The following is a 12,741-nucleotide window of genomic DNA, read 5'->3' on the forward strand; positions in this document are numbered from 1 at the left end:
GCAAACGATTCTTGAAGTTTAATAAACAAGGCACCCTCATTTCAGATGTTTTACTCAATGTAGAACTAGTTGATGCATCAAATTATATTATAGATATAACGTTGGGCTATGACGGCAATTTCTATCTTATACAAGGGCACAGTGTAAAAAAATACGACCAAACAGGAAGATTGCTTTTACAATTCAATGCACGTGACACTGACCCTTTACCTTGGGAAGCACCTTCGTCCTTAGCTGTAGATGCTATGGGCGCTATTTATGTCGCTGATAGACTTACCATAAGAAAGTATGATAAAAGTGGTAAGATCTTAAGTACCGTGCAAGGTAGTCGTGCTTATACAGGCACAACCGTTCGGACAGAATTAAGTGTTACCCCGGATGGGGCAACTATCAGAGCCACTTTAAAAGATGACTATCATTTTTTCAATACTATTCGCTTCTATCATAGCACTTCCCTTACGCCAACTAATCGTATCACTGGAACTGTTTTCTATGACACAAATAGTAATTGTAAAAAAGAAATTGATGAGCAAGGTTTGGAAGGAATTGTGGTGATGGTGACACCGGGTCCATATTACACTAAAACCGATCAATCTGGCAATTATAACCTCATAATTGGGGCAGGCGATTACACTGTAAAACAACTTTTACCTGAACAAGGTTTAGGCAGGGATATCAAACAGCTTTGTCCACCTAATGGTATTGTACCAACTGTCAAATTTGATACAAATAGCAATCAAAAAGTAGTGGCTGACTTTGGCAACCGCGTCACCCTCTCCCCTCACCTTCAGGTCAGCGTCTCTTCCACGCGCCGGCGCCGCTGTTTCGATAGCACGACAAAAGTAAGGTATAGCAATACTGGTTTCGCCACTGCCCCAAATGCCAAAGTGTACCTGAAGCTGCCTAAAGAGGTAGAACTGCTCTCGGCTGATAAACCCTATACCCGCCTTGCTGACGGCACCTATGAATTCGCAGTTGGTGATCTGGCAGGAGGTCAATCCGGTACCATTACCGTTCAGGACATCGTTACTTGTGGCGACGAGTCGGTGCGTGGCCGAACAGTCTGCACACGCGCTTGGATTACGCCCTCCAACAATATGCCTGTCAAGCCCACTCCCACCGTCTCCATCACCGGCCGTTGCCACCCTGAGACAGGCATGATCCGCTTTGTGCTGCGCAACACCGGCACCGCAGACATGGAGACCTCCGAGCTGTACCGCAAGTACGCCAACGGCGAGCTCGCCTCTGTAGAGCAATTCCGGCTTGCCGCCGGCGACAGCATGGTCTTTTGGGTACCCTCCATGGGCTATACCTGGCGAATAGAAGCAGGCCAGCCTGAGGGCAACGGCGACAACACCTTGGTGAGCGTGACGATCGAAGGCTGCCCTGGCACGACGGCCAACTCTGCCCCGAGCACGGGCAAGGTGACCCTGATGCCGACCGACGATGAAGAGGCCGAGGTAGCGGAAGAGTGTCTGCCCATTATCGACTCCTACGACCCCAACGACAAACTGGTGACCCCGGTAGGGAGGACTGACCAACACTATACGCCGACAAACACGGCGCTCAAGTACAAGATCCGCTTCCAGAACACGGGCACCGATGTGGCCTATCGTGTGGTGGTGGTCGATACTCTTTCTGAGCACCTCGACCTCTCCACGCTGCAAGTGGGCTCGTCCTCGCATAAGGCCAGATTTGAAGTAAGCGGCAAAGGCCGTCCGGTCCTCACCTGGACTTTTGATAACATCATGCTGCCCTACTCCACCACAAACGAACCGGGCAGCCACGGCTACATCCAGTTCAGCATTAAGCCCAAGGCCGACCTTCCGGAGAAGACCGCCGTGGAAAACTTTGCCGACATCTTCTTCGACTTCAACTCCCCTATCCGCACCAACATCACCATCAACCGCATTTACAATATGCCTCCGGTGATCAACGAGGTCGTGCGCTTACATTTGGAGGATGTGCTGGCAACGCCGGGTATTGAAAGCTTTGCACCAAACGCCGGCAGGTATGGCGCAGAGATCACGATCACGGGTGAGCGGTTTGCAGCTGATGCCTCCCGGAACAAGGTATACCTCGACGGTAGGCTGGTTACTGTTGTGAACGCCACCGCCACAGAGCTGAAAGTGTTGGTACCGGTGGGTGCCTCGAGCGGCAAGCTGAAGGTAGTCACCCCAGACGGAGCTGCCACCTCCACAGCGTCATTCCAGGTATACCAGCCACCTGTCATCTCGAGTTTTAGTCCGGTGGAAGGCAAAGTGGGCCAGACTGTAACGATTACAGGTGATCACCTGCAACCTGAGATGTTCCAGAGTATAAAACTTGGCGCTGCAGCATGCAGGATCATCAGCATGTCAGCCAGTTCCCTGACCATTGAGGTACCTGCCGGAGCTGTGACGGGCGCTTTTACCATCAGCACGAAGGGGGGCGAAACTGTGAGCACCTCCTCCTATGTGGTTTGGAACCAGCCCACCATTAGCAACCTTAGCAAGTACACTGACATCGTAGGTGCCACGATCGGCATCATCGGAGAGCACTTCGCCCCGGACAAAAGCCGGAACAAGGTATACTTCGGATTATCCCAGGCGCAGGTGCTGGAGGCAAGCCCAACCCAGCTGCTGGTCAAAGTACCTGAACAGGCCGAAACAGCGTTTCTCACACTAGAGACGCCCGGCGGCAAGGCAAGTAGCGCTACAGCGTTCCAGGTTATTCCGGGGCCCAAGTTCAGCGCTATGCAGCCTGCCAAAGGGGCGGTAGGTACCGTGGTGGAAATCAGCGGGGTTAATTTCGGCGTGATGGGCCAGCAGGACAGAATAGAATTTAACGGACAGCCGGCACTGGTGCTTGAGACATCAGCAGACAGGTATAAAGTGCGCGTACCACGAAGTGCCGCCACCGGCAAGGTGAAAATCACGGGCTATGGGGGCATGGCCATCAGTACAACCGACTTCGTGGTGGAAGAGCTTAGCCTAGACGAGGCCATCACTGTATACCCCAACCCAACCACCGGCCGCTTCACCGTGAGCCTGCGCCACACCGATTTTGAGGTGCAGGCCATCGAGGTGTTTGACGCACTAGGCAGGCTGCAGCACAAAGCAACACTAGGCAGTCCGCGGCCTGAAGTTGTGGAAATAGCTCTGCCAAATGCAACTGCAGGCCTATACCTGCTGCAGGTCCAAACTGATCGAGGCACCGTTATCAAAAAACTGACCTTGCTCTGATAAGTATTCAAAATAAGTGTATCACATTAAAGCCATTCAGGATCTTCACTGAATGGCTTTGTTTTTTCACGACCGCCGCTCCCTGATCATTGGCAGCGGTTGAGTAGCCCGCTAACTTGTCGCGATACTGTTACAAATCGTGAGGCATAAAAAAAGCGCCGTACAAAGGTGTACAGCGCTTTTTATCTTTATCCAACTAGCTTGATTTAGAGCTTTTTCAAATCTTTCAGCTCCTGCTTGCTTCCCTCCTTCACGCTGACAGCCACACCGCCGCCTGAGGCCAGGTGCTGCTTGAGCACGCTTTTCGAGTTCACGCGTACTTTGCTCACAGTATACTTCTGTGGGTTTTTGTTCCAGCTGGCGTCTTTTGCATCGGCATAGATCGTGGCAATATAGTCTTTGCCCTTTGGCAGGTAATCGAAACGGATGGTAGCCGATCGTGTGTTCTCATCCGTGATACCGCCTACATACCATTCGTTCTTGCCTTTCGCTTTGCGGGCAATCGTTACAAAATCGCCTGGCTCTGCTTCCAGTACCCAGGTATCATCCCAGTCTACGGCTACGTCTTTTATGAATTGGAAGGCGTCTGGAAAACGGGTATAGTTATCAGGTATGTCAGCAGCCATCTGCAGTGGACTGTACATAGTCACGTAGTAGGCAAGCTGTTTTACCAAAGTAGTGTTCACGCGCTGCTCACCCCCATGGTAGTACGACAGGTCCGTCTGAAAAATGCCCGGGGTATAGTCCATCGGACCACCCATCAGGCGGGTAAACGGCAGAATAGTCGCATGCTCCGGGGCAAGGCCACCCATTGCCTCAAACTCAGTTCCGCGGGCCGACTCCTGCGCCAGCCAGTTCGGGAAGGTGCGGTGCAAACCAGTCGGGCGTACTGCCTCGTGGCTGTTGATCGTGATCTTATACTTGGCCGCTGTTCTGGCTACGTGATTGTAGTGGTTCACCATCCACTGCCCGTCGTGGTGCTCACCGCGCGGGATGATCTTGCCTACATAACCGGTCTTCACAGAGTTGTATCCGTTATCCTGCATAAACTGAAATGCGTCCTGCAGTCTGCGCTCGTAGTTTGTGGCCGCACCGGAAGTTTCGTGGTGCATCATCACGCGCACGCCTTTCGACGCCGCATACTGCTGCAGCTCCTTCACATTAAAATCAGGGTACGGAGTCACGAAGTCGAACACTTCCTCTTTCCAGTTTCCGAACCAGTCTTCCCATCCCACATTCCAGCCTTCAATCAGCACAGCGTCAAAACCATGCTCGGCAGCGAAATCAATGTGCTTTTTGGCGTTCTCGGTGGTGGCACCATGGCGGCCGTTCGGTGTCAGTTTCGTATGGTCATCGGTAAGTTTCACATTCGTCTCCTTGCCGTAAGCCCAGGAGCTTTTGCCAGCCACGAAGTACTCCCACCAGATGCCGATATACTTCACCGGCTTGATCCAGGACACGTCTTCATAAGCTGTTGGCTCATTCAGGTTCAGGATCAGCCTGGAGGCTAGGATGTCTGTCGCTTTATCGCTCACTACGATGGTTCTCCAGGGAGTGTGCGCATTAGTCTGCAAGTAGCCTTTGTTGCCTATGGCATCTGGCGTCAGGTGCGAGCTGAACCTGAAGGTCTTTGGATCCACGTTCAGGTGCATGGCCGGGTAGTTGAGCAAGGCCGCCTCGTGAATGTTGATGTAAAGTCCATCAGCTGATTTCATCATGGAAGGCGTCTGCACAGAAAGCGCCTTGATCGGGTGCTGGGCATGCACGTCGATGGTGGCCTTCTCCATCAGGCCCGGGATCTGGGAGATTTGCGAAGTGGTATAGGCATACTCATTGGTATCGTAGTCACCTGGGATCCAGAAGATCTTGTGATCACCGGTCAGGTTGAACTCGGTGTGCTCCTCTTTGATGATAAAATATTTGAGCTCCTCCTGCTGCGGGAACTCGTAGCGGAAGCCAAGCCCGTCGTTGAACAAACGGAAACGGATACGGATGTGGCGATCCTTGTGCTCCTTCTGGTTAAGCGTCACCAGCAACTCATTGTAATTGTTGCGGATGGTTTTCTGCTCACCCCAAACCGGCTCCCAGGTATCGTTCACGGTGTTCTGTTCCGTTTTGGCTACGGTAAAGCCGTTCATCATCGACGGCACGTTTTTCATCTCAAAGCCCATTTTGCTTGGCTTGATCACTGGCTTCTTTTTGTAGGTCAGCTGGTAGGTTGGCACACCATCGGCGGCCAGCTCAAACTTCATCGACAGGTTTTTGTCCGGCGACGTGATTGTCTGTGCATTGACCAGGAAGGAAACCAGGAACAGGAGAATGAAAAGCGAGAACCCGCGCATGGTCCGGCGGCGAGTCTGCAGCATTGGTGTTGGTTGCGGCATAGTTTAGTTATGGTTTAATTAAGAAAAGACATTTTCAGCCTAAAGGAAACAGCAGGCTGCACAGTTGATTCGAATTGGCAAATTACGTTAAATATTGCATTTTGTATGTAACTGTTGCTGATAAGCGCTCCTCTATACCTGATTTTGAGGTAATTGAGACACAATCACCGCTACCCGACTCTCGTATACCTAGCTCAGTTGCTATACCTAATCCCTATGAAAATACTACACGACGAAAAGGAACTTCGATTCTACGCCATTATAGGCGAGGAGGAGGCCGAGCTCACCTATACCTTTACCGAGGAAGGTCACATGGACTTTGACCACACCTTTGTGCCAAAAAGCCACCGTGGAAAAGGAGTGGCCGATAAACTGGTGAAAACCGGTCTGGAACACGCACGCTCTATCAGTTGCCGTATCATACCTTCCTGCCCTGTCGTGGAGACATATGTGAAACGCCACAAGGAATACGAGGATATCGTCTGTTGGATCTGAAAGCGGGTTAAGCCTGCTCTTGTGCAACCTGAGGCCGCAAAGCCAGCCAGAGCAGCAGGCCCACCGGCCATACCATCAACAGCACCATCAGGGCGACCAGCAGACCGGATTTTCCCCGGCGCCGGGCATCCTGATAGGCCCACACAACACTCCAGATATAAAACACCAGGGCCATCAGGCACACGATCATCAGAATGATGCCAAATTCGGAGAAATAGGAAACGACGGTTTGGTCCATTTTAATCAACTTACTATCAAATATTTATAACGCACGCCGGGTGTAGTAGTTAGTCGCTTTCTATATCCACACCGGTTTTATCCCGTACATTAAGCCATTCAGATTTAGCACCGGCTGCGCCTGGCAGCTTATGAACAAACCAGCTTAAGCGAAAACAATGAAAGAAGGACAGAACAAATACCTATGGTGGCAGGAAGGCATTATTTACCAGATTTACCCACGTTCATACCAGGACAGTAATGGAGACGGCGTAGGCGACCTGCAAGGCATCATCCAGCGGCTCGACCACATCCAATCGCTCGGCATCACCGCTATCTGGGTTTCGCCTATCTTCTCCTCCCCTATGGCTGACTTCGGGTATGACATCTCTGACTACTGCGACATCCATCCGCTTTTTGGCACTATGGACGATTTTGACGAACTGCTCAGCGCCGTGCATGATCGGGGCATGAAGCTGATCCTGGACCTCGTGCCCAACCATACCTCCAACGAGCATCCCTGGTTCAAAGAATCCAGGTCGTCGCGCGACAACCCCAAACGTGACTGGTATATATGGAAGGATGGAAAGGAGGACGGCTCGGTGCCCAACAACTGGCTCAGCGTGTTTGGTGGTAGTGCCTGGGAATGGGATGAAACCACGCAGCAATACTATTACCATGCCTTCCTGAAAGAACAACCCGACCTGAACTGGCGCAACCCGGAGGTGCAGCAGGCCATGATGGATGTGATGCGCTTCTGGCTGGATAAAGGCGTGGATGGTTTCCGGGTAGACGTGATGTGGCATATGATTAAGGATGACCAATTCCGCGACAACCCCATCAACCCCGACTACCAGGAGCATCAGTCCACTTTCGAGAAACTGATACCCGCCTACTCCACAGATCAGCCTGAAGTGCACGACATTGTGCACATGATGCGCAAAGTGCTCGACGAATATGAGGAACGCATGATGATCGGGGAGATATACCTGCCCATCCACAAGCTCATGACCTACTATGGCACCGACAAGAACGGGGCGCACCTTCCCTTTAATTTCCTGCTGTTATCGATTGGCTGGGATGCCCGTGAGATCTCCTCCAACATCGACCAGTATGAAGGGGCCTTGCCCGAAGGAGGTTGGCCCAACTGGGTGCTGGGCAACCACGACCAGCCGCGCATTACCGGGCGTGTGGGCCACGATCAGGCCAAAGTCGCGGCCATGTTGCTGCTCACACTGCGCGGCACCCCAACCATTTACTACGGCGATGAGATCGGAATGCGCGATGTACCCATACCGGAAGAAGAGATTCAAGACCCTCAGGGACTCAACATGCCCGGTCTGAACCTGAGCCGAGACCCGCAACGTACCCCCATGCAATGGGACAATAGCGAAAATGCCGGATTCAGCAACGCCAAGCCCTGGCTGCGGCTCCCTGAAAATTACCGACGTGTAAATGTAGAGGCACAGCAGGATGACCCTTATTCCATGCTGGCGCTCCACAAAAAGCTGATCAAACTGCGGCAACAGGAACCGGCGCTGCATGTCGGCGACTACCGTCCGGTGTTGTCGTCGGGAGCTGTGCTGGCCTACATGCGCTATACCTCCGACCAGCGCTTTTTGATACTCCTCAACCTGAGTCACAAAGCCTGTCACTTCTCTCCGGAACATTTGCCCTTCGAAGGCACCATCGAGGTAGACACTTTGCCTGAGCGGGAAGGCGTTACCGTACACGACCAGGTCAGCCTGAGCGGCGATGAAGGGATGATCATCCGGTTAACGGGCCGTATGGATTAAGAAAGTTACATCAACCCGCTGCCCCTCCCGAATTAAGTTCAGGAGGGGCAGCGGGTTCAAATTTGCCCTTTATAGTAGGTATTAACCTTGCATCTGCTCCACATCGGGTTGCATGGCTTTCAGGTTAACTGAATTTTTGGCGATCTCATTGAGCTTGATATCAGCCATTTTTTCCTCGTCCAATGTTTGCCGGAGCAGGTTCGCCACTTCCAGGTGGCCAAGGCGCTCGGCATAGTGGGCAGCTGTGCCATAGGCTGAGATTTCGTAATGTTCAATTTTCTGGGAAGCAGCAATCAGTCCAGCGTCAATGGCCTCCTGCGTCGCGTCGACGGCCAACAACTCCTGCGTGAGCTTTAGCATACCTTTGATCGGCGACATGCTCCTATCCTCCTTCACCTCATTGGGCAACAGTTGGCATACCTGGTCCAGTCTGAGCCGCTGCACCTTGGTCTGCTCGAGGTGATTTTCCAATGCCATTTTGAGTATCTGGTCACCCGCCATCTCCACCATGTTAGGCATTGCCTCTATCAGTTCATCCTCCACTTTGCAGAGCTCGTTGATCTCATGCTTCAGCAGGTCTTCCAAACTTCTTAATTCTGCCATTTTTTAAACGCTTAAATTGTTGTCTATACCTCACCGATGGCCAATGCAGCCACAGCATCACATTATATAAACGACTGAATAACAGCACCGTTAGTCCAATCTTCATAAATATTTCAGGGATCTTATCCAGTTAAAAAGGGTCTCCAGCCAAGTTGCCAGACAACCGGTCCAAGCTATACCTGTCACCTTAGTCTTTTCGACATAGCAAGGCTTTTAACCCCTTGGTTCCAGTTCATTTTGCGGTGGGTTCCGGCGTATACCCGATATTACGTTTTGCACGTTGGTTTCTAAGGCCAATTTATTTCGATGGAAGGCCATGCAAATGGGAGCTATTCCCCCACAGTGCTTTTTTCACGTATTGGTTTCTCAGGTATCAGGCAAGCTTATACCTTTGGCTTTGCACTAAATTTTATACCTTAAATGGAATGCCTATGACTAAAGAACTTACCTCGCTATTTGAACGGGATTTAAACAAACTTACCGAGGAGATCCGTGCGTTTCAGCACGAAGAAAATCTTTGGAAAACAACCGGCCAGATCAGTAACTCCGCGGGTAACCTGTGCCTGCACCTGGTCGGTAACCTGAACACCTACATCGGCGCCATCCTCGGAAATACAGGATACAGACGAGACCGGGAAGCAGAATTCAGCCAGAAAGGTATTCCCGTAACAGAACTTCTGAAACGCATCAGGGAAGTGCAGGCAGTAGTTTCCCATACCTTGCAGCAGCTGCCAGAAGAGGGGTTGCAGGAACTTTATCCGCAGCCGATCCTTGGCCACGACATGAGCACCGGCTTCTTCCTGATGCACCTGCATGGCCACCTCAACTACCATCTGGGCCAAATTAACTACCTGCGCCGGGTACTGGAATAAATTATGGGGAAAGAATAGACTGCATAGCAAAAAATTAGTTCTGTAAATTATGAACCAATGAAACTAACTCTTACCTTTGTATCGTTAGCTACTTAAACAAGGCAGATCAACATGGCTCTTAGCGAAAAACAGCGACAACTGATTGAGGAAATTGGCATTTATCACGAGAACAATGGCTTTCAGCCAGCCGTGGCCCGGGTGATGGGCCTTTTACTGGTGTCTAACACTCCTGAACTCTCGTTTGACGAAATCAGCGAAACCCTGAACATCAGCAAGAGTGCCACCAGCAATGCCCTGAACATGCTCCTGAACACAGGCCATATTGAGTACACCACTTTTTCGGGTGACCGCAAGCGCTATTTCCGAATCCGATCGTCTAACTGGCGCGACCATTTCGCCAAAAAGATGGAAGACTTGAGCGTGCTGAATTGTCTGCTCAAGAAAGTGCTTGAAGTGCGGAAGCGTGAAAACCCGATGTACGACCAAAAACTCAATGATTTCATCAGTTTCCTGGATTACATGAAAGGCGAGTTGCCCCGCATGATAGAGGAATGGGAGAAAACCAGATCCTAAAATTTTTTATGCCAATAGTTCTCTATTTTCAGAACTAACTATTTACATCAAAACATAATAAACAACTAACGTGAGAATCAAATATTTAATCGTAGGGATGGCCTTGCTTTTTGTGAAGCCAACCGTTGCGCAGCAAAAGCCTGATGTACGGACGCTGAGTATGCAGCAGGCCATCACGTATGCCCTGGAGCATAATGAAGACATGCAAAAGGCTTCTTATGATCAGTTGAGCGCCAAATACATGGTAAAAGAGGCTAAGAGCAACGGCCTGCCGCAGGTAAATGGCTTTGCTAATCTCAATATGTTTCCGGCCATACCGGTACAGGTGATCCCCAACGTGTTCGAGGGAAAGCCGGATGAGATGATCCCGGTGCAGTTCGGCACCAAATACAATGCTTCGGCAGGTATACAGCTGTCACAATTGCTTTTCAACCAGTCGTACTTCGTTGGCTTGAAAGCAGCCAGGAGCAGCGAGGACCTTTACCGTCTGCGCAAAACCATGACGGAGGAAGAGGTAATTTATAACGTGAGTTCTTCTTATTTCCAGATCCTGCAGACGAAAGAGCAGTTCGAGATCATCAACGCCAACCTGACCCGATTGAATCAGTTGGCTAAGATCCTGCAGTTGCAGTACGACAACGACCTGGCCCGCAAAGTGGATGTGAACCGCATCAAGGTGAACAAGACCAACCTGGAGACCCAGCTGCAAACCCTAACCAGCGCACTTGATCAGCAGATGAATGTCCTGAAGTTCTTCATGGGCATGCCACTGGAGGAAGGCATCGCCTTGACAGATGCAAGCATCACCCTGGACACCGGCGCAGCGGCATTCAACAGCAGCAAAGACCTGATACAGGGACAGACCCAACTGGAGCTTCTGAACAAACAGGCCGAGCTCACAGATCTTCAAATGCAAAACATCAAGGCAGGCTACTACCCTACCCTGGCCGCCACAGGCACCTACCAGTACAATGCCATGCGCAAGGAGTTCAACTTCTTCGATACCAGTCAGCCATGGTTCAGCACAGGAATCATTGGTCTGCAACTCAACGTCCCGATTTTCGACGGCATGCGCAAGCACTCGCAGATCAAGCAGACCGAATATACCTTGAAATCGCTGGAGGCGGATCGCCAGAAACTGACCAAGAATCTGGAAGTGGCGCTTGAGAATTCGATCAGTCAGCTACAGAACAGTTCGGCATCCATTGCGGCACAACAAGGCAATGTGGCCTTGGCCCAGGAGGTATACGACACCACCAACGACCTCTATAAGGAAGGCATCTCGCCGCTCACCGACCTGCTGGAGGCAGAGGTAAGCCTGCGGGAAGCCAAAACCAATCTGAACAAAGAAATGCTGAAGTATCAGCTGGCCCAACTTGGCTACCTGAAAGCTACCGGCGACCTAAACACATTAACTAAATAAGCACCAAAAAACACAAAATGAAAAAGCTGATTTATATCATCGCCGTTCTTGCAATTCTGGGCGCTATAGGCTTTAAACTGATGAGCAACAAGGAGCAAATGGCCGCCAATGCCGCCGTGGCTTCCATCAGAAGCGAGGCTATACCTGTGACTATTACGGAAGTGGCTTCGGCCAAACTCGACAAGTCCTTCACGGCTCAGGGAAACTTTGCCCCGATCCAGCGCCTGACCCTTCTTTCTGAAACACAGGGCCAAATCAAGAGTGTGCTGAAGCGCAAAGGCGACAAAGTGAGAGCAGGCGAGCTGCTGGCGCAAGTGGAGAGCAACACCATGGCCGCTGACCTGGCTACCGCCCAGACCAATGCCCAGAAAGCCAAGCGTGACCTGGAGCGTTTCGAGAATCTGGCTGCAGGCGATGCCATCACCAAGCGCCAACTGGAGGATGCCCGCCTGAACGCCAAAGCCACGGAAGGCCAATTAGTAGCGGCCCGTCAGCGCCTGGCCAAAACACGCATCACCGCCCCTATCAGTGGCGAGATAAACGAGATCTTTGTAGAAGTGGGCTCTTTCCTGAACCCTGGCACGAAGCTGTACGACATCGTGAATGTGGACAAGCTGAAGCTGCAAGTTAAAGCCTCTGAAAGCGAAGTGCTCCTGATCAGCAAAGGAGACAAGGTAAAGGTGAAAGCCGACGCCGGCGCAGGGCAGGAATACGAGGGCACCGTGACGGCCATCGCCGCGCAGGCCGACCCAACGCTAAAATTTGATGTGGAAGTGGAAGTGAAAAACGCCGCCAACAACAACTTGCGCGCCGGTATGTACGGCACGGCATCCTTCGACATTGCCGATCAGCGGGATGCCATGCTGCTTCCGCGCGAGGCACTCGTGGGCAGCATCCAGAACCCGCTTGTGTACGTGGTGAAAAACGGTGTTGCAAACCAGCGCCAGGTACGTGTAGGCGTGGTAACGCAGGACAAGGTAGAGATTCTGGAGGGTGTGCAACCAGGCGAACAGGTGGTTCGCAGCGGCCAGATCAACCTGCGCGAAGGCATGAAAGTGACGGTGCTGAAGTAAACTGTAAGCTGATTGAAATGTGCTCTTTCGGATTTGCAATCCGAAAGTTTGTATCCGCGGATTTGCAATCCGAAAGTTTGTA

At 51.5% G+C, this 12,741-nt stretch carries 10 protein-coding genes; 7 read left to right on the plus strand and 3 right to left on the minus strand.

Annotated elements, in window-relative coordinates:
• The first annotated feature begins 746 nt into the window (after positions 1 to 746).
• Entirely contained in the window at positions 747 to 3,224 is a 2,478-nt protein-coding gene (locus H9Q13_RS18165; RefSeq protein ID WP_317173869.1) for a DUF7619 domain-containing protein, read from the plus strand.
• 206 nt (positions 3,225 to 3,430) lie between these two features.
• On the opposite strand, the gene H9Q13_RS04810 is transcribed toward H9Q13_RS18165, so the two are convergent.
• Complete coding sequence (locus tag H9Q13_RS04810) at positions 3,431 to 5,608, minus strand: glycoside hydrolase family 97 protein (protein WP_394367972.1); 2,178 nt, start codon at positions 5,606 to 5,608, stop codon at positions 3,431 to 3,433.
• 216 nt (positions 5,609 to 5,824) lie between these two features.
• Between H9Q13_RS04810 and H9Q13_RS04815 the strand changes: the two genes are divergently transcribed.
• Positions 5,825 to 6,103, plus strand: coding sequence for a GNAT family N-acetyltransferase (locus H9Q13_RS04815; protein WP_191182579.1), 279 nt, complete (start codon positions 5,825 to 5,827; stop codon positions 6,101 to 6,103).
• 7 nt (positions 6,104 to 6,110) lie between these two features.
• Here H9Q13_RS04815 and H9Q13_RS04820 read toward each other — a convergent pair whose 3' ends face one another.
• Positions 6,111 to 6,341, minus strand: coding sequence for a hypothetical protein (locus tag H9Q13_RS04820; RefSeq protein ID WP_191182580.1), 231 nt, complete (start codon positions 6,339 to 6,341; stop codon positions 6,111 to 6,113).
• Positions 6,342 to 6,498: 157 nt separating this feature from the next.
• On the opposite strand from H9Q13_RS04820, the gene H9Q13_RS04825 reads away from it, so the two are divergent.
• Entirely contained in the window at positions 6,499 to 8,115 is a 1,617-nt protein-coding gene (locus tag H9Q13_RS04825) for an alpha-amylase family glycosyl hydrolase (RefSeq protein WP_191182581.1), read from the plus strand.
• A gap of 81 nt (positions 8,116 to 8,196) precedes the next feature.
• Here the strand turns inward: H9Q13_RS04825 and H9Q13_RS04830 are convergent, their stop codons facing one another.
• Entirely contained in the window at positions 8,197 to 8,718 is a 522-nt protein-coding gene (locus tag H9Q13_RS04830) for a YciE/YciF ferroxidase family protein (protein WP_191182582.1), read from the minus strand.
• Positions 8,719 to 9,149: 431 nt separating this feature from the next.
• Between H9Q13_RS04830 and H9Q13_RS04835 the strand changes: the two genes are divergently transcribed.
• The 4 genes from H9Q13_RS04835 to H9Q13_RS04850 all read left to right on the plus strand — a co-directional run bounded on the left by H9Q13_RS04835 (position 9,150) and on the right by H9Q13_RS04850 (position 12,659).
• A complete protein-coding gene (locus H9Q13_RS04835; RefSeq protein ID WP_191182583.1) occupies positions 9,150 to 9,590 on the plus strand; it encodes a DinB family protein in 441 nt (146 codons plus the stop codon).
• A 111-nt stretch (positions 9,591 to 9,701) separates the two neighbouring features.
• Entirely contained in the window at positions 9,702 to 10,163 is a 462-nt protein-coding gene (locus tag H9Q13_RS04840) for a GbsR/MarR family transcriptional regulator (RefSeq protein WP_191182584.1), read from the plus strand.
• Between the two features lie 70 nt (positions 10,164 to 10,233).
• Positions 10,234 to 11,586 carry a TolC family protein gene (locus H9Q13_RS04845; protein WP_317173870.1) on the plus strand — a complete coding sequence of 451 codons (1,353 nt, stop codon included), beginning with the start codon at positions 10,234 to 10,236 and terminating at the stop codon, positions 11,584 to 11,586.
• A gap of 17 nt (positions 11,587 to 11,603) precedes the next feature.
• The gene (locus H9Q13_RS04850; protein ID WP_191182585.1) at positions 11,604 to 12,659 is read left to right on the plus strand and encodes an efflux RND transporter periplasmic adaptor subunit; all 1,056 of its coding nucleotides are present in this window, start codon (positions 11,604 to 11,606) and stop codon (positions 12,657 to 12,659) included.
• Positions 12,660 to 12,741: the final 82 nt, after the last annotated feature.

Origin of the sequence: Pontibacter aquaedesilientis, assembly GCF_014773225.1 — a bacterium.
GTDB classification, from domain to species: Bacteria; Bacteroidota; Bacteroidia; order Cytophagales; family Hymenobacteraceae; genus Pontibacter; species Pontibacter aquaedesilientis.